We start from the raw sequence: 19119 nt of genomic DNA, 5'->3' as shown, positions 1-19119 counted from the left end.
ACCATGTTGGACACCTTCTTTTGAGAGTGATAATTATTTTCAATTACATAATAACATGTAAACGCTGTTCATTACAATAGGAATTAGTCTAAATTTTTGCCTATTTTAACGAAAAATCTATTCTTATATTCCATGTATTTATTGTAATCAGCCGTTCCCTCTATTAAAGCTTTCTCCTCTAAAGGAATTCGAATCGACAATATGACCGCATTAAGTATGGTGAAAACAATAGCTGTAAAATATGCTTGAAATAGTAAAGGAATCAGTAGTATTTCTAATCCTACGATTAAGTAATTCGGGTGGCGAATAAATTTATATGGTCCTTTTTTAACAATGTTTGCATTAGGTAAAATAATAATCTTGGTATTCCAAAACTTACCGAGTGATGTGATTGCCCAAACCCTTAGTAATTGAGTGAATCCAAACAGTATTAATAGTCCTGGCCATATCGGACTTACTTCTTTATTAAAAATGATCCCTTCACTAATGAAAGATATTAAAAAACCAATATGTAGTAGTACAATAAATTTATAATGATTTGGAAAGTATTCCTTGGCACCATTTTGAAGCATCCAACTCTCGTTTCGTTTTGCAATGATGAGTTCCGCTAGTCGTTGTGTAATGACAAAGGACAAAAATAGTGTAAAATACATAGGCTCACTCCCATTTCATTAATACTAGCTCCGAACTGAAGCCCGGACCTAAAGCCATTCCCAAACCTACATCACCTTTTTTTGCACTTCCCTCCATGATCTCTTTTAAGACATAGAGAATAGTAGCAGAAGACATGTTTCCGAACTGACTTAATATTTTTCTTGATGTGCTTAACTTTTCTGAGTGTATTCCTAAGCTTTTGACATACGCTTCTAATACTTTCTTTCCACCAGGATGGGCTATAAATAAATCTAAGTCTGTTGAGGTTAAATCATGTTTTTCAAGGAATGTCTCTACATTCGGTTTTAACCAGTTAGTGATCAGTGTTGGAATATCTCTTGAGAAAACAACGTAAAGTCCCTCGTTTTTTATATTCCAACCCATAACATCTTCTGAATCTTTTTTTAATGTAGATTGAGTGTCAAAAATAGTTGGAACAGCTTTTTTAACAAAAGAAAGATCCACTTCATCGCCACATACAACCGCACATGCCACACCATCTGCAAACAAAGAAGTACCAACAAGGTTGCTTTTAGATGTGTCGTTCTTTTGAAAAGTTAAACTACATAATTCCACCGATAAAACGATTACTTTAGATGAAGGAAACGCTTTACAATATTCAAATGCACGAGAAAGTCCAACTGCCCCACCGGCACAACCTAAACCCCATATCGGTATTCGTTTTGTATGAGAAGAAAAAGGCAGCTCATTCATGATTCGAGCATCAATACTTGGAGTAGCCATTCCGGTTGTTGAAATGAAAAATATTGCCTCTACTTCTTCTATTTGAATGGTTTGGTTTAACATAACCTCATTATGTAAACTTTCTTGAACAGCATATTTTCCGTATCTAACGGCTTCTTGTATATACATATCGTTTTTTTCTTCAAAAGTGTGTTCATGACTAAACCAGTCCATATCTTGGGCAAAATGCCGCTTCTCTATTTCCCCATTACCAAAGACGGTTAATAGTCTTTCTATATCTTTAAACGAATCAGAAAATAATTCACGGGCAAATTCAACAGCTGTTTGCTGAGAAATTGTATAATCAGGAGTTGCCAAACCAACGGAAACAACTTTTGGCAAAAGGATGCACCTCACATAATATTAGTAAGGTTAATTTTACCAAATTAACGTTATTTATTCAAAATTTTTGTAGTGTTTCTTAATAAGAGGGTCGATTAAGCGGTTTTATGGACATGTCATATGAAATTTAATTCGTTATTGTCCTTAAAAATTGTATTATGGACAGTTTTGCTTGTATTATAGCTCAAAGTGGTCATAAAAAAATTATAAAGGACACTTCCACAGAAATTAAAGTTGTTGTTGTCCATTAAAAATAATTAATGGACATAAATTAACGTTTATAATCTTAAAATGGTCTTAATGCTACGTATAAACAAAAAAGCTTCCCCAACGATTGTCAGGGAAGTTAACGTTTTAAAGGAGTTGTTGTTGTGCAGTTTTATTATATCGAATAATAAGCCTAATTACACTAACAAAATTTAGAAATTGAACATGTTCATCGTTGTTCTACAGAATTATCTACTTCGTAAAATTTTCCCATCCAAATTTCATCATCATAAACACCATTAATGTATGCTTGGTCAATTTGTACTCCTTCTTTTATAAAACCATATTTTTCATACAGATTATAAGCGACCTCATTGGAAGCAAAAACTGTTAAACAGAGCTTTCTTACATTATTCTCCATACACCACTTGTCTGTATACTCCATAATTTTTTTTCCTATTCCTAATCCCTGCACTTCATCTGTTAACCATGTACGAAACAAGCCCGTATGTTTTTTCATTTTAATTTCACCACGTATCACTCTTGCAAGCCCTACTACTTTCCCGTTCCATTCTACTCCAACGTACATATTTTTCTTTTTCTTCATTTCCATAATAAACGCTTCTTCCTCTTCAACCGTACGAGGTACATCTTTTTGTATGTAAGATCCGGCTTCTACGATAGTCCTCACAGATTCTACCAAATCACTGGCATCTGTCGTTTCTAGCGGTCTAATTTTAACACTTGAATTATCTTTTGCTTCAAATGCCATTACGAATTGCTTCAAATCTATCACCTTTTCTATGAAATTTCTTCAGTTTTTGTAGAATTTTGTTGATAAATATGTGTAGTTGTATGATATGATGAAAAAGTACTATATTATTCAGAAAAAGGATGTTGTTATGGTGAAAAACGATAGAATACACGACCTTTTATTCGGTACAATCGATTCAGTTAAGTCAGTAATTCCATTAACTTTATCCTTCGAAGAACCTACAATCATCGAAAATACAATGACTTCTATTTCTATGGGCGTTTCCATCCAGTTAACTGGTGACCTACAAGCACAACTTTTCATTTTTGGAGAATCTGATGTTTTTCAAAAATTAAGTGAAACAATGTTTGGTATGCAACTAGAAGGAGAAATGCTCCATTCCTTCACAGGTGAACTTGGTAATATGATTGCTGGCAACTTATCTAATTATGTTTCCCAAATTGGCCTGAAAACAGATATTACACCACCTAGTATAATTTTTCAAGAAATTAAAACTCATTCATCGTTACATACAGTATGTGCACCAGTAAAACTACCCGATCATAGTAAATTTTCATTAATGATCGAATTGTAAACAAAGAGTTTCCATCGGAGGCTCTTTTTATTTTTCCCCTTTTCTGTTTCATAACATTAGATGAAACGCAACGGTCCAAATCACACTTCACATTTATTTCACAATTGTTCTTCCTATTTAATAACCTTTTCTATTGTCACTTCGGTTTTTCACTATATACATAGTTTTAAAAGGGTTAATGAACCATTTGTGAACACGCAGAAAACATCTATTCATTTCCAATTTTTTTTGTAACATGAAGATAAGAAAGGCATTTGCAGAAAGGAGTTAGTTACAATGGCAAAAACTGAAATCGGCAAAAAAACAGTTGTTCAAACAAAAACTCCATCGAACTTGCGTGGCACATTAACAGCTGTATTTATTCTAGGTTTCTTTTTAATCTTTACGTGGGTTGGTGTTTTTCTACTATTCTTAAATCGTTTATAAATAAGGGGTGAAATTGAAATGCATATTCATAAGTTTGAAAAAATTTGGTTAATATTCGGTATTACTACATTAATTTTATTTTTAACTACTATCGGTGTTAGTGCTTTTTACATGGGGAATCAACCTCCGAGTTGTGCGGTAACGATTGATCCGGAGAGAGTATATGTTACAGCTCCATTTGATGAGCCGGGATTAAAAAAGATCGGCGACAATGAATATGAGTTAATTATGATTGCATCTGCCTTCCATTATGAGCCAAGTCATGTGGAAATTCCACTAGGTGCTACCGTTCATATTAGCGTGACAACTCCAGATGTTGTACATGGTTTCCAAGTAGCTGGAACAAACATTAACATGATGGTTGAACCAGGTTATGTTAGCACTTATACTCAAACTTTTAATAAAGAAGGCGAATTTTTAGTTTTATGTAACGAGTATTGCGGAGTTGGTCATCATATGATGACTTCTAGATTTGAGGTGAAAAAAGATGTTGAGTAATGTAGTAGACAAACGTGATGGAAAATTGGCAATGGCTCACCTATACGTTGCTTTTATCGCTTTACTATTAGGTGGTCTTGCAGGTTTACTTCAAACATTAGTTCGTTCAGGTGAATATACGTTACCAGCTGGAATTGGTTATTACCAATTGCTTACTGTTCATGGTGTTTTACTTGCACTTGTTCTTACTACATTCTTTATTATCGGATTTCAAATCGCTGCTTTAAGTAAAACATCTGGCACATTTACTCCTGGTGTTCGCAAGGCAGGGTGGGTTGGTTTTTGGTTAATGACAATTGGTACTGCTACAACAGCAACTACTATTCTATTAAACCAAGCAACTGTTCTTTATACATTTTATGCGCCTTTAATGGCCCACCCTGCTTTCTACATCGGATTAGTTTTCGTTGTTGTTGGTAGCTGGGTAAGTGGATTTGCAATGTTTACTCATTACGGGAAATGGAAGAAAGCGAATCCTGGAAAAGTAAGTCCATTATTAAGCTTTATGGTTATTGTTAATATGATTATGTGGTTAGTTGCGACTCTTGGAGTAGCTGCTACTGTATTAGTTCAATTCTTACCATGGTCTTTAGGGTTAGTTGATACAATTGATGTTTTAGTAAGTAGAACATTATTCTGGTATTTTGGCCATCCGTTAGTATATTTCTGGTTATTACCTGCATATATGGCATGGTATGTTATTATTCCAAAAATTATTGGCGGGAAGATTTTCTCTGATTCTTTAGCAAGATTATCTTTCATTCTATTTTTACTTTTCTCTATTCCTGTAGGTTTTCACCATCAGTTAACAGAGCCAGGAATTGATCCGAACTGGAAGTTCTTCCAAGTTATTTTAACATTTATGGTAGTTATTCCTTCTTTAATGACTGCTTTCTCTCTTTTTGCAACATTTGAGCTTTATGGTCGTTCTAAAGGGGCTACAGGGCTATTTGGATGGTTTAAGAAGCTTCCGTGGGGCGATGCGCGATTCTTCTCTTTATTTGTTGGTATGTTATTCTTTATCCCAGCTGGTGCTGGTGGATTAGTAAACGCGAGTCATCAGTTAAACCAAGTAGTTCATAATACTATTTGGGTTACTGGTCACTTTCACTTAACGTTAGCTACATCTGTAATTTTAACTTTCTTTGGTATTATGTATTGGTTAGTTCCACACTTAACTGGTCGTAAATTAACGAAAGCTATGAACCGTCTAGGTATTATTCAAACAATCGTTTGGTCTGTAGGTATGGCAATTATGTCAGGTTCTATGCATATGGCAGGACTTCTTGGTGCACCACGTCGTTCTTCTTTCTCAACTTACGGAAATGCACCGCAAGCATTAGAATGGGTACCTTATCAATTGTTCCAAGCAATTGGTGGATCTATCCTTTTCATCGGTATCATTATTGTTCTAGTGATTTTCGTTAACTTGGCCTTCTTTGCTCCTATTGGCGTGGAAGAATTCCCTGTTGGTGAAGTGGCGGAACAAGCAGAAAGAACACCACTTGTTTTTGAAAACTGGAAGCTATGGATTGGTATTACGGTAGCGTTAATTCTTTTTGCTTACACGATACCATTTATAGATATGATACAAAATGCACCGCCAGGTTCTAAAGGGTTCAAGTTCTGGTAAAACATGTTGCATTTGGTCAAATAAACCCGCAATGACTTTGATGTCATTGCAGGTTTTATTTTATAGCTTATAAAGTGTTTTGTACTTTTCTTCTAGGTAATAAATTAAGTGTGTAACATTTAATTCTTCCCCTGTTACGTCTTTTAGGATTTCTAGTGGTTTTTTCATTTTTCCATGTTTGTGTACTTTTTCTGATAACCACTCTTTTATTTCTTTAAGTTCGCCGTTTTCTAGTTTTTGATCGAAGTTTGGTATGTCTTTCAGCATTGCTTGTTTTAGTTGTGCTGCGTACATATATCCTAATGCGTACGATGGGAAGTAACCGAAACTTCCTCCCGACCAGTGCACGTCTTGTAGTACTCCTTTTGCGTCATTTGGAGGTGTGATTCCTAAATACTGTTCATATTTTGCATTCCATTGAGATGGAAGATCTTCCACAGTAATTTCATCGTTAAATAAAGATTTTTCTAATTCATAGCGAATGATGATGTGCAAACAATACGTTAACTCATCTGCTTCAATACGAATTAAAGAAGGTTTTGCCTCATTAATAGATTCGTAGAAAGAATCTAAGTTCATATCGGAAAACTTGCCATCAGCACATACGTTTAAACGGTTATAATGGCGCTTCCAGAATGAATAATTTCTCCCTACAAAGTTTTCATAGAATAGCGATTGTGATTCATGAATCCCCATAGAAGTCCCACTACATAGTCCAGTTCCAATTAGATCCGTTGAAACATTTTGTTCATATAAAGCATGACCACATTCATGAATTGTTCCAAAAACCGCTGTGCGGAAATCATTTTCATCATATTTCGTTGTAACACGAACGTCTCCAGGGTTTATTCCAACTGCAAAAGGATGAACGGTTTCGTCTAGCCGACCAGCTGAAAAATCATAATCCAACTCTTTCAAAACTTCCAGACTAAATTCTTTCTGCTTATCTTTCGGGAAGTGGAATAAAAGTGAACTTGCATCTATTTTATAATCAGACTCACTAATAGATTTTACTAGTGGTACAATATGTTCTTTTAATTGCCCAAATACTTGATCTAATTTTTCAACTGTCATTCCTGGTTCAAACATGTCTAATAACGTATTGTATTTATTTCCTTCAAAGCCCCAGTATTCAATGAATTTTTTGTTATATGCAACTAACTTTTCCAAATATGGCTGTAACATGGAGAAGTCTGATTTTTCTTTTGCGTCTTCCCAAACAGCTTCCGATTTTGTAGATAGTACAATATAGTCTTGGTATTCTTCTACTGGTATTTTTTTGTTTCTGTCAAAATCCTTTTTACTTTCTAATAAGGATTTTTGCATAATTTCTGAAACTTGATGAAAGTTTTCTTCTTCTAATAATGCATGTAGTACTTCTTCAAACTCTTTAGATGTGGATAGTTTGAAGGCATCAGAAGAAAGCATTCCTATAACTTCAGAGCGTTGTTCTAAGCCTTTTTTCGGTGCTCCTGTTCTCATATCCCAAAACATTAGTGCTATTGCTTCTTCATAACTTGCGATTCTCTTTTTTGTTTCTTCGTATTGTTTTGTTAGCTGTTCTAATGACATCGTGAAACATTCCCCCTTGCTTAATGTATACAAGTAATAGAATACATAATTTTCTGGAAATATGCTATTAATATAAAAAAAGCATAGAATCTCATAGAGACAACATGCTTTTCTTATGGTTTTGAGCAAAATATGCGCTACTAACTGTTGATGATAGCACGAGTCACTCGCTTTCCGCGGGTGGTCTCTGGAGCCTCCTCGGCGCATGGCGCCTGTGGGGTCTCCCTTGACACACTTCTCCCGCAGGAGTCTCGCGCCTCGTGCTATCATCAACTTCACAAGTATTAAAAACAAAAGAAAATACTATTATTAACTTTCCACTTTAGTTGGTAGTATGGAGATTACTTTGTCTACTACTTGTTTTTGTTCTTTGTCAGAGATGAAGATTGTAATTTCACCTTCGTCTTCGGAAGTTCTTATTAGTCTGCCGATACCTTGACGTAATCGTAAAACCATATAAGGTACATCCAGTTCGTTTAAAGCATCATTTAAACCTTTTCTCTTTGCCTCAAAAACTGGATCATTTGGCGGGTATGGCAATGACCAAATAATAACGTTACTTAAAGAAGTACCTGGTATGTCTAACCCTTCCCACAAGTGATAGGCACATAAAACCGTCGCTTCTTCTTGTTGGAAAGTAGATACTAACTGGCTAATCTCTGCTTCACCCTCATATAAGAACTTGTACGACGATAAATTCGAGTTATTTTCTTTAAACCATTGCAGTTCTTCTCGTGATGAAAACAACAGCAATGCTCGTCCTTCCGTTCGCACAATAGCTTTTTTACATGCCTCATATTTTTGTTCGTTACTAGCAGCCGTTTGTATATAGATTTTCATTTTTTCATCATAGTCAAATGGAGATGCTATCGTAAACGACGTGTATTTTTGAATACCTAAGCTTTTTGCTAGGAAATCAAAAGAATTATCTTCCGCTAGAGTTGCAGATGAGAATACAAATGGAATTTCTTTATTAAAAACATTTTCTTTCAATACCGTTTCAACCGTCTTAGGCATAACAACTAACGTAGTGTCTTCTACTGTTTGTTCTGCCCAGAAAATTACATCTTCTTTTGATAGTAAAAGTTTTAATAAAAACTCTATATTATCTAAATACTCTTCCACTATATGAAGTTGATAATGATCAATTGTGTGCAGCTCGCCCTCGTATACTAGCTCTATTCCAATTTGCTCTACTTTTTTAAACAAATAGTTAGCACTTTCTAATACACTTGCTGATAGGCTAAATCTCATACGATTAGACCCGTCAACCTTAGATGTGTTTTTCTCTAACAAACTGAAAAAGGCATCACTTGCTTCAATTGCTTCTTCAACTGTCAGGGAAAATTCCTCGCGAAGGTCGTTTCCTAACAAGCGAGTAAGTAACTCTTCCACTGTACGGTTTTTAATTTTATAAGTTAAAGCTTTTTGTGCTGCATATTCTAATAAATGCCCTTCGTCAAACACAACGCTAGATGCTTCTGGAAGTAACGGCAACTGCCCTTCCCTCTTGCGCTTCTCTTTCGTCCAAACATGCTCCATATAGAAATCATGTGAACAAATAATAATATCTGTTGATTTTCTATAAAAATCTCTTGATAAAGTTTGTCCGCAACGGTGTCGCTTTTCACAAGTAAAACAATCTTGAAAACTATCCCAGCCAATTGTATTCCACTCTTCATCCGTTAAGGATGGATAATCTTTTCGATCGCCATAATGATGAAAAGACTGCATGGCCTCATACTTGCCTACAAAGTCCGGCAATGTATCATACACATTATTTATTTTCTCATTATTTTCAAAGCTCATTGCTTTATCTAATTTGTTTAAGCAAACATATTGATCAGGTGACTTTGCTAATCTCGCATCAATCGTAACATCAAGAACTTTAGAGATCTTGGCGATGTCACCTTCCGCTTTTACTAGCTGTTCAATTAACGACTCGTCCGCACATGCAATAATAGCAGGCTTGCCTATGTAACGCGCATAACAAATAGCATATAACAAGTAAACAATTGTTTTGCCTGTCCCAACACCCGCTTCGGCAAACATAATTGATTTCTCTTTATATGCTCGCTCTAATTGAAACGCCATATAAATTTGTTCATCTCTTAATTCAAAACCAGCTTCAGGTAGAATGTCATAAAAAACATCTCCAATCCACTCGTTTAATTTATCGAAAAAGTTATCCCCTTTTTTCATTGGAAAAGGAAGGCGATTCATCATACATAGACCTCCGAATATTATTTAGACATCTGACCATTATTGAAAAAAAATAGCCATTTGTCAAGTGAATTCGTCCAACTATGTAATTTCGCTATACAGCGCTCGCTTTCCTGCTTCATTCATTTTAATTTCTAACTTTAATTTCTGTTCTAGAAGAAGCATATTTCAACGCGCTTCTATATTGATTTTTTGCTCCTTCTAATACTTTCATTGCATCAGTCTCATTAGAAAATTCCTCTTTCAATCTATTATAGCTATTCTCTAAAGCTTTCGAAATCCTCATTAAATCTTGACCATTTAACCCCATAACTTGCTTTCCTCCTATAAAATGTTCAATTATCTACTTTAAAGATATTGTATGAAGATATGAATTCATTTATACTTCCGAACGCATATCGATGTTCATCGTTAGTTTGGAATGTAAACGTTGTACGTATACATAAAAAAGTATAGTTAAAGGTTGTACAATTAAATAAACAGTAAACGAAAAAAATACATTACATTCCTTATAGTGAAACATATTTAATAAAGAACAAAAATACTAACTAAAAAGCCAAAAAGAACGTAAAAAAAACACCGAAACAAGTTCGGTGTTAGTTCGTTTTAGGCGGTCTTTTGCCCCAGTATTGATAATAATCTGTTTTGATAAAGCCGTTGAATAGCTTTCTTTTTTTCGTTGCTTGTTTTCCGTAAAGTTCTTCGAAGCCTTCATGCGAAGTTAACATGTAAACGGACCATGTATCAAACGGACGGAATGCTTCTCCCATCTCTCTATACATATGCTCCACAGCCGGTTGGTCCCCTAATCGTTCACCATAAGGAGGATTTCCAACGATAACTCCAAATTCTTTTTTCGTTGTAAAATCACGGACTTGCATTTGTTTAAAGTCAATGAGTTCACCTAAACCAGCTTCAAACGCATTGTCTTTAGCAATTTGGATCATTCTATGGTCTATATCATATCCAGCAATGTCTAATTCTTGATCATAATTTGCAACATCTTCTACTTCTTGTCGAGCTTTATCCCATATCTCTTTATTCATCCAAGCCCATTCTTCCGAAGCGAAATCTCGATTAAACCCAGGTGCAATATTTTGCCCAATTAAAGCAGCTTCAATAGGAATAGTACCTGAACCACAAAACGGATCAACAAATGGTTTGTCTGCTCGCCAATTCGTTAATAGAACTAGTGCTGCTGCTAATGTTTCTTTTATAGGTGCTCCACCCTGTCCAACTCGATAACCTCGTTTATGAAGGCCAGACCCACTTGCATCTAATGTAAGAGTAACGACATCTTTTAAAATAGCCACTTCTACTCTATACATCGATCCACTTTCTTCTAACCAAGCTGATTGGATATTGTACGTTTGCTTCATTTTATCTACAATCGCTTTTTTAACGATACCTTGGCAATCAGGTACACTTGCTAACTGAGATTTAACCGACTTACCTATTACAGGAAACTCAGCATCTTTTGGTAGAAAATCTCCCCATCTAATTGCTTTTGTACCTTCAAATAATTGATCGAACGTTGTTGCTTTAAATTGAGCTACTTGAATTTTAATTCGATCTGCAGTACGTAACCAAAGGTTCGCTCTTGCAATAGCAAGCTCGTCTCCTTCAAAAATAACTTTACTGTTGTCAACCGTACAATCATAACCTAAATTTTTCACTTCTTGTCCAACTAGCGACTCTAATCCCATTGCCGCAGTTGCTATAATCTTATATTTACCCATTTAAAAACACCCTAACTTATGTATAGATACTTTTATTGTCGGCTGTGTTAAGGGTTGCTGATGATTTCCGTGCAAGGCCTCGCTTTCCGCGGGCGGGCCGGGAGCCTCCTCGGCGCAAGCGCCTGTGGGGTCTCCCGCTCCCCGCTTCTCCCGCAGGAGTCTCAGCCTTGCACGGAAATCAACAGGTAAGTATTAAATATCAACACTAAGCTTTAACACAACCTTATTATTCCACATATTCCGATTACAATATTACAGGAAAACAATTTGAGAATAAAGGGAAAGAAATATATTTTTAAACGTATGACAAAAGCTCCCCTATAAAAGGAGAGCTCATCATTTGAAAAGATAAAATGTGACATTCCATCCAATAACAGTCTGTAAGCCATGTTCTGTACCGTCGTACTACAAGCGGATTGCACCTCGTACTCCGGTGGTAATCATCTGTCTACAGATTCTAGAGATCTGTTCTTCTCATCGTTCAATTCCTTAGAGAAGATGCCCCTACCATTATTTGGGTTTCTCGCTCGAGGGGTTTACCTCGTTCCACTCCAATCATTTCTGATTGGACTACGTCACTGTGGCACTTTCAAGGTATTAACACCATATCCGATTGGACTTAGGTGCTTTCCCTGCCGTTAGCCTCGTCTAAACCAAGCTACCCTAGCTTATGAATTCGCTAGGCACGAACACTACAGGCATCGCAGCCTGTGCGAGCATGGACTTTCCTCTACGGCGTAAACCGTAGCGATTACCCGACTATTATTGATGTCAACGTTACTTAGTATAATAAAAATTAGTTCAAATTTCAACTGTAAGTTTTTGTAAAAAAATTATTCGTAAAGTTTACTACCGAAAACATGTTTTTCTAAATTAGATAATCTACGTAGAATATCAAAGTTAGTAGAACCAGAATTGGCACTTGCCACTGGTTTTTTTGACGTATCTTCTAATTGTTTCTTTAGTTTTGCATTTTCTTGTTGTAGAATTTCATATTCTTGATGAAACGTTTCATAATCTTTAATAATTTGATCTAAAAATTTATCAACATCTTCTTGTTTATAACCACGCATCGCCGTTTTAAATTCTTGTTCTAAAATTTCTTTTGCAGTTAGTTTAATTTTATCTGAAAGCATCTTCTTCACCTCTATCACTTAACCAATATTTTCTTCTTATATTTTTTCAAAAAATGTTCAACTTGTCAATTTACTTTGACAGTCGAGTGAATTTCATAAAATATGACTATAGTAAGAAAAACGATTAATACAATTAGTTTACTATAAATTAGTAAGGTAAGTGAACCAATTTCAAATTCAATACTGTTGTTTTTGTTCATTTATCTCTTCCATAATTAATTGCAACTCATAAAAATCAATATAAATAATTTGGAAGGTTTGGTTTGTGAAACTTTGCTTTTGTTTAGCTAAATCCACTATGTATTTTGGATTACCCGTCTTCTCTTCGTCGTAAACAACTAGTAAACCATTCGATTTTTGTATAAGAAATTGATTTTTTAGCCGGAACTGGTTTGGATTTTCGTATTTCTTTTTTGTCACAGAATCAACGTAGTCTGCTTGTGAAAGAATAAATTCATAATACTCTTTATTCGTCTCATTCCAACTTTCTTCTTGTTCCAAAAAAGGAGTGATGACAGCTAATTTCAGCTGTGGCCAATCTTCTTGTAAGTCGAATACTACTTCAGCTCCCCAAAGTTCAACGCCAAGTTGGCCACTAATTAATATCCACTCTAATTCTTCATGTTCTTCTAATAAGTTTACCAGCCTTCTTTTTATTGCTAATTTGATCACATCTACTGCTGGATTGTCTTGTTTAAATATTTGAAGTTCTTGTGCTTTATATCCAGTAAGAGTTAAGACTTTCATCGTTATCCCTTCCCATTATATTTTCGTAATGAAAAAAAAAGAACTGGCCTTTTAGACCAGTCCTTTTATCATTACATTTTTTATCGGATTGTGTCAATTATCTGTTACAACCTTTACCCCAACCAGGCATACCTGTTTGAGCGCCTGCTACCATACCTGGCATGTTCGTTTGAGCACCTGCTACCATACCTGGCCCTGGTCCATATCCTGGTCCGCCCATTCCTGGTCCGAATCCTGGTCCGCCCATTCCTGGTCCGAATCCTGGTCCTGACTGAGCACCTGCTACCATTCCTGGTCCCATTCCTTGAGGAAATCCTGGTCCTGCGTTAAAGTGTTGTTGTTGTACGTTGTTTACTACAGAATCAGTGTGTGGGTGATAGTGCTTATGTTGGTACATTTGGTTGTTTACATAAGTTGTGTGTGATGGATGAATGTGAGGAACTTCCGTCACAGAGTATAAGTTTTTCACACAACATTTAGTAGGATGAACGATAGGTGCTGTTACATTAGGTCTACAGTGATGCATATGCATATTTTCTTTCTCCCTTCAAAATTTGTAATTTGTTTTTCTTTACATTAACAAACTATGTTGAAAGGGGTATACATGTACTAATACAAACACCTATTTTTCATATAGATAAACTTTTGCCTACTAAAGAGTTGTGTAAATAGAGTCTTTAATGTTACTTAAAATAAATACTGTTAAGCCAATCATGATGAAAAAAAGACATAAAATCAACCTAGACAACTTTCTTCTCTCCCAAAAATAAAATATCTGTTTTCTTCTCTTTCCAAATATTAATTTTACATTTTTAGAAGAACTGTTGCAACGAACTATTAGTGGAAATTTGTAGTACTATTTACCTTGTTTTTTCTTCAACAGTCGTTGTATTCTCTTTTCTATATCTTTCACAAGTTTCTCTGACTTGAATGGATCGTTAATCTCTTTGCAAAGATCTAAAGATTGATACGAATAATCTAATGCTTTTTCCATGTTTTTATGAGTATGCTCATAGTGTTTTGCAAGCTCAATGCCAGCTTCATATTTTCTGTCATTTAAATTATCATGGAATGCCTGTGTGAAATATGACTCTGCTAGGTCCATTTCTTTGTTTTTTTTCTTTAATAACCCAAGCTTAAAGCATGCTTTCCAAGACTCATCTTTTACTTCTTCATAAACAGATGCTGCCGTTTCTTTATCCCCTAATGAATCAAACCATCTCGCAACTTCGTATTTCTCTTCCTTTGTCATTGTTTCAGCTTCGGTTAATAATAAATTGGACAAGTGAATGTATAGGTTGATAAGAGACAACACATCTATTTCATTATGGATGAGTATTCCTTTTATACCTTCTGGATTTTGTGTTTTTAAAAAATCAAAATAAAGCATCGGAGCTAAAAATCCAGGTGTATCATGTTCCCGATAGATTGCCAATTTTTCTTTTTCCACTATAGATAATCGTACTGCTTCTAGCTCATTTTTCCAAAATCTTCTGGATGCATGCAATAAGTCAAAGTGACCGAATGATGGTAATTTCGGAACATGTTCTTTAATTAGTGTGTGACGAGTTTTTACTTGAGGCCAATCAAAAGCTTTCCCGTTGTAAGTTACGAGCGTTGTGTAGTCTACTTTTTCCAAAAACGATTGATACAAGGCAATTTCATTTCCAGGCTGTGGTAAGAAATGTTGCCTAACTACCACTTTATCCTTCTCTATTTTTGCATAGCCCAAGAGAAATATAGTCGTACCCGCTCCACCACTTAATCCAGTTGTCTCTGTATCAAAGAAAAATAGGTCAGTTGCTAAGTGTCCCTTACTTGATAAAGGATGTTCATTTACTGATTGATTCCATTTTTCTACTATATGAACTAATTCACCTAGCTTGTAGTTCCCATGTTTGTATTCTAACGGATATTCAACTTCTCTTATTAAGCAATGTTGCTCTTCATAGTTATATACTCTTGTTTGAAATTCTTGCCACTGCTCTTTGTAGGGAATATCTATCTGTTCGGGCTGTTTATTTACTTCCTTCACAGTCGATTCTACAGGAACAGACTCATGCTTCATATGAGTTTTTAGTCGGTTTAGTTTGTTTTTTAACTTCATTACTTAACACCCTTTAATTGATATACAACCGATTTTAACAACATTAAACTATCCGTTTTCATATGCATTGTTTCATCTTCTCCACCTACACAAGATGGACAACCAGATTCACAAGGACAAGATTCGATGAGTTCTAAAGATGAAGTAAGTAAACTTTCAAGATCTTCATATGCTTTTTCACTAAGACCTACTCCACCTGGATAACGATCATAAAGGTAGATCACTGGTTTTTCGTCATGAGTGGAGCGTATTTGTGGTACAACATGGACGTCTGATGGATCGCACATTAACCTTAATGGTGCCACATGCTTTAACGCGTGAGAAATTGCTAGTAATACCTTCTCAAGTTCATCACCTGAATACGTTGCAATAAGCTCATCAGAAAATTGCAGCCATGCCCCATTCGTATGGAGTTCTTCCTCTGGTAGATGTATTGGTCCTGATCCGATGTTTTCATGGGTATCGAATTTAATCTTCTTAAAAATGGTTGCCATCGCTCTTACTGAAACGTCTCCATAAGAGAGATTTATTTGTTGAAGTTGCTTGTTTTTATCTACTTCTAAAACATCAAGCTGTACTGCTAAATTTGCATCCGTGAAATAATCAACATTCACTTCTCGTACAAACGCTTTTTTCTCTTCCCAGTCTAGTTTTTCTACTTGAAATTGAGTTCCTTGATGTAAATAAATTGCCTCATCATGTAAAAGTGTCATCGCACTAAAGCGATCCATTTCTCCAATTACTTTATTGGCAGGTGCGTTTGTTTGGTCAATGATGATGACATTTTCTTGCGAAGCGGAGCGCAGGCTAATGTTATGAGCAGGAAATGCGTCATTCATCCAGTACCATTTCCCATTATTTTCATGTAACACACGTTCCTCTGTTAAGTATTCGAGTACATCATCTAACTCTACTCCGTCAAACGTTTCCCCTTGTTTAAATGGGAGCTCGTATGCGGCACATTTTATATGGTCTACTAAAATTATTAAATTGTTTGGATTTATTCTTGCCGTTTCTGGGTTGTTTTTTAAAAAGAAATCTGGGTGCTGGATAACATATTGGTCTAACGGATTTGAGCTTGCTACCATAATGATTACAGCTTCCCCTTGTCTTCTTCCAGCTCGTCCTGCTTGCTGCCAAGCACTAGCAATGGTCCCAGGATACCCTGTCATAATACACACTTGTAATTGACCAATATCGACACCTAGTTCTAAGGCATTCGTACTTACAACTCCGTATATTTCCCCATTACGTAATCCTTTTTCTATTTCTCTTCGCTGCGTAGGCAAATATCCGCCGCGATATCCTCTTATCGATTTAGTGCCAAGATCTTTTTTTACTAGTTCTTGCAAGTAAGTTAATAGAATTTCTACTCTTACTCTACTTTTGGCAAACACTATCGTTTGTATTTTTTGTTTTAAAAATTCACTTGCAAGGTTACGTACTTCTAGAGTAGCACTTCTCCTAATGTTTAACGGCTTATTCACTATTGGTGGGTTATAAAATATGAAATGTTTTGTACTAGAAGGTGCACCGTTTTTATTAATGAGATGGAATGATTCCCCGGTTAGTTGTTCTGCCAGTTCTTTAGGGTTGGCAATCGTTGCAGAAGTACAAATGAACGTGGGATTACTTCCATAAAAATTACATATTCGTTTCAAACGACGTATTACATTTGCCACATGACTTCCAAACACTCCACGGTAAGTATGTAGTTCATCTATTACAACATATTGTAAGTTTTCGAACAGGGAAACCCATTTTGTATGGTGAGGCAAAATACCAGAGTGTAACATGTCTGGATTTGTGATGACGACATGTCCTGCTTTTCTCACTCGTTGACGTATGTTGGGTGATGTATCTCCGTCATATGTATAACTGTTTATGGGAACTCCGAGTTTTTCAATAATTTCATTTATCTCACTTTTTTGATCTTGTGCAAGTGCTTTTGTAGGGAATAAATATAACGCTCTACTTTCTTTTTCTTCTAGTATTTTTTGAAGCACTGGTAAGTTGTAGCATAACGTTTTACCAGAAGCAGTTGGGGTTACTGCAACGAAATGTTTACCGGCTTTAGCCGCTACGAAAGCTTCATGCTGATGTGTATAAAGCGCAGAGATTCCCTTTTGTTCAAAGGCGGATTTTAATCGTTCGTCCATGTTAGTAGGAAACGGCAGAGACTTTGCCTCTTTTGCGGGAATCTTTTCCCACCTTACTATATTCGATGAAATGTTAGGCTCTTGTTTCATCCAGTCCATTATTTGTCTCACTGATTTTTTACCAAACATTGTTTTCGCCACCTCAGGTATTGTTATATTCTATTTTAGCGAATAAACGTTCTGTTCGTAAAGTAATATATAATGGAATAAAATTCTTGAGTTTATAATAGAACAAAAAAAGACACTACATCGGTGTGTAGTATCTTTATAATCCATTATGATTGGAACACATACAGTGTGTTTTTACCTTGTTCTTTTGCTCTGTACAATGCGTTGTCTGCACTTTTTAAGAGAGTTGTTTTATTTTTGCCGTGTTCTGGAGAATATGCGATGCCGATACTTGACGAAATATGAACTTCTTTTCCGCTTAAGTGGAAAGGTTGGATCAGCACATGTAGTATTTTTTTGGCCAATTCAACTGCTTGTTCCCTTTTTTCAAGGTTTTGAATGATAACAACAAACTCATCCCCACTTAACCTTCCAAAAAGACCACACGTTAAAACGATATTTTCCACGCGATCTGTAAATTGGATAAGTAACTGGTCTCCTGCATCATGACCTAATTTATCATTTATTTGTTTAAAGTCATCAATATCTAAAAACAATAAGCCTATCTTTTTAGAATTATTTAAAGATTCTTCTATAAGATTTGTAACAGCTCTGCGATTAGGTAGTCCTGTAAGACTATCTGTATATGCGAGTCTTTCCAATTCTTTTTCTAATTGTTTTTGCTTTGTAATATCCTTATTAATTCCGTATAGGCCGACTATTTTCCCTCTTACTGTTATAGGGATTGTTTTAACTACTAGTTGCACTTCTTGAGTGTCTTTCTTTGTTAAAGTAATCTCGTATTCTTGTGTTTGCCCCGATAATGTAGCATTAAGATGTTCTGCATTTTTTTGAAAATCGTTCTCATCTTTCCAAACGTTCATTTCGCTATAATGAGAGCCAACTATCTCTTCTTCTTTGAAGCCCAGTTGCTTCTCAAGAGCTGGGTTTACACTATTTATAATTCCATCTAAATCAATAGACCAAATTCCATCAGGGTTGTTCATAAATAACGATTTAAACCTTTGTTCACTTTCTTTTAAATCGCTAACATCTTTATAAGTTGCAACAATCACGTTTCTATCTTTATATGTAACTAACTCATATGATGCGAGAACTTCAATTTGTTCACCATTTCTTTTCGTTCTCATACGGTAAACATCTTTAATTGTTCGTTCGCTTTTTATGCGCTCAATAAAATTCCGTTGACTTATTAACGATTTGTCTGGAATAAACGGCGGAATTTGTTCTGTTAATAGCTCAACCTCTGACCATCCAAACAATTTTTCAACAAACGGGTTTGCCTTTATAATCGCTCCATGTTCATTTAAGACAAAAATAGCGTCAGACGTATTTTCCCAAATAAATTCTAATTCTTCTTTTATATCTAATAAATCATGCTGAACTAATCTATTATTCATGTCGTCGCAACCTGTCCACTAAATTTAAAAGTATTCTTATATATAATTTTAAAC

General features: G+C 35.4%; 17 protein-coding genes and 1 other RNA gene. 4 read left to right on the top strand and 14 right to left on the bottom strand.

Annotated features, from left to right (window positions below):
* Positions 1–83 precede the first annotated feature (83 nt).
* The 3 genes from CDZ92_RS05900 to CDZ92_RS05890 form a co-directional block, all read right to left on the bottom strand.
* Positions 84–653, bottom strand: a complete 570-nt coding sequence (locus tag CDZ92_RS05900) for an isoprenylcysteine carboxyl methyltransferase family protein (RefSeq protein ID WP_096154326.1) — start codon at positions 651–653, stop codon at positions 84–86.
* 4 nt (positions 654–657) lie between these two features.
* Positions 658–1740, bottom strand: coding sequence for a type III polyketide synthase (locus tag CDZ92_RS05895; protein ID WP_096154325.1), 1083 nt, complete (start codon positions 1738–1740; stop codon positions 658–660).
* Between the two features lie 436 nt (positions 1741–2176).
* A complete protein-coding gene (locus CDZ92_RS05890; RefSeq protein ID WP_096154324.1) occupies positions 2177–2743 on the bottom strand; it encodes a GNAT family N-acetyltransferase in 567 nt (188 codons plus the stop codon).
* Between the two features lie 64 nt (positions 2744–2807).
* Here CDZ92_RS05890 and CDZ92_RS05885 point away from each other — a divergent pair, with 64 nt between their 5' ends.
* The 4 genes from CDZ92_RS05885 (at position 2808) to CDZ92_RS05870 (ending at position 5853) form a co-directional block, all read left to right on the top strand.
* On the top strand, positions 2808–3296 hold the full coding sequence (locus CDZ92_RS05885) for a chemotaxis protein CheX (protein WP_096154323.1): 489 nt from the start codon (positions 2808–2810) through the stop codon (positions 3294–3296).
* Between the two features lie 276 nt (positions 3297–3572).
* Complete coding sequence (locus CDZ92_RS05880) at positions 3573–3722, top strand: cytochrome c oxidase subunit 2A (protein ID WP_096154322.1); 150 nt, start codon at positions 3573–3575, stop codon at positions 3720–3722.
* An 18-nt stretch (positions 3723–3740) separates the two neighbouring features.
* Entirely contained in the window at positions 3741–4220 is a 480-nt protein-coding gene (locus CDZ92_RS05875) for a cytochrome c oxidase subunit II (protein ID WP_096154321.1), read from the top strand.
* Positions 4210–5853 carry a b(o/a)3-type cytochrome-c oxidase subunit 1 gene (locus CDZ92_RS05870; RefSeq protein ID WP_096154320.1) on the top strand — a complete coding sequence of 548 codons (1644 nt, stop codon included), beginning with the start codon at positions 4210–4212 and terminating at the stop codon, positions 5851–5853. Before CDZ92_RS05875 ends, CDZ92_RS05870 begins: the two co-directional genes overlap by 11 nt.
* 60 nt (positions 5854–5913) lie before the next feature.
* On the opposite strand, the gene CDZ92_RS05865 is transcribed toward CDZ92_RS05870, so the two are convergent.
* The 11 genes from CDZ92_RS05865 to CDZ92_RS05815 all read right to left on the bottom strand — a co-directional run bounded on the left by CDZ92_RS05865 (position 5914) and on the right by CDZ92_RS05815 (position 19065).
* Positions 5914–7425, bottom strand: a complete 1512-nt coding sequence (locus CDZ92_RS05865; RefSeq protein WP_096154319.1) for a carboxypeptidase M32 — start codon at positions 7423–7425, stop codon at positions 5914–5916.
* 309 nt (positions 7426–7734) lie between these two features.
* Positions 7735–9648: an ATP-dependent DNA helicase gene (locus CDZ92_RS05860; RefSeq protein ID WP_096156928.1), complete on the bottom strand. Its 1914-nt coding sequence runs from the start codon at positions 9646–9648 to the stop codon at positions 7735–7737.
* A 127-nt stretch (positions 9649–9775) separates the two neighbouring features.
* Positions 9776–9958, bottom strand: a complete 183-nt coding sequence (locus tag CDZ92_RS05855) for a hypothetical protein (RefSeq protein WP_096154318.1) — start codon at positions 9956–9958, stop codon at positions 9776–9778.
* 286 nt (positions 9959–10244) lie between these two features.
* Positions 10245–11387: a THUMP domain-containing class I SAM-dependent RNA methyltransferase gene (locus CDZ92_RS05850; protein ID WP_096154317.1), complete on the bottom strand. Its 1143-nt coding sequence runs from the start codon at positions 11385–11387 to the stop codon at positions 10245–10247.
* A 376-nt stretch (positions 11388–11763) separates the two neighbouring features.
* Positions 11764–12150, bottom strand: an RNA gene (gene rnpB / locus CDZ92_RS05845) — RNase P RNA component class B.
* A gap of 70 nt (positions 12151–12220) precedes the next feature.
* Positions 12221–12523 carry a cell division regulator GpsB gene (gene gpsB, locus CDZ92_RS05840; RefSeq protein WP_096154316.1) on the bottom strand — a complete coding sequence of 101 codons (303 nt, stop codon included), beginning with the start codon at positions 12521–12523 and terminating at the stop codon, positions 12221–12223.
* 177 nt (positions 12524–12700) lie between these two features.
* Positions 12701–13270, bottom strand: coding sequence for an SLOG family protein (locus CDZ92_RS05835; protein ID WP_096154315.1), 570 nt, complete (start codon positions 13268–13270; stop codon positions 12701–12703).
* Positions 13271–13367: 97 nt separating this feature from the next.
* Positions 13368–13802 (bottom strand): spore coat protein, encoded by a 435-nt coding sequence (locus CDZ92_RS05830; RefSeq protein ID WP_303621590.1) that lies wholly within the window; start codon positions 13800–13802, stop codon positions 13368–13370.
* Between the two features lie 324 nt (positions 13803–14126).
* Positions 14127–15377 carry a ribonuclease H-like domain-containing protein gene (locus CDZ92_RS05825; protein WP_096154314.1) on the bottom strand — a complete coding sequence of 417 codons (1251 nt, stop codon included), beginning with the start codon at positions 15375–15377 and terminating at the stop codon, positions 14127–14129.
* Entirely contained in the window at positions 15377–17665 is a 2289-nt protein-coding gene (locus CDZ92_RS05820) for a DEAD/DEAH box helicase (protein WP_096154313.1), read from the bottom strand. The genes CDZ92_RS05825 and CDZ92_RS05820 overlap by 1 nt, the downstream gene beginning before the upstream one ends.
* A 146-nt stretch (positions 17666–17811) precedes the next feature.
* Positions 17812–19065, bottom strand: a complete 1254-nt coding sequence (locus CDZ92_RS05815; protein WP_096154312.1) for a diguanylate cyclase domain-containing protein — start codon at positions 19063–19065, stop codon at positions 17812–17814.
* Positions 19066–19119: the final 54 nt, after the last annotated feature.

The organism is Bacillus sp. FJAT-45066 (assembly GCF_002335755.1).
In the GTDB taxonomy this organism is placed as follows: domain Bacteria; phylum Bacillota; class Bacilli; order Bacillales; family Bacillaceae_I; genus Bacillus_CD; species Bacillus_CD alkalisoli.
This window is presented reverse-complemented; position numbering and strand designations above follow the sequence as displayed.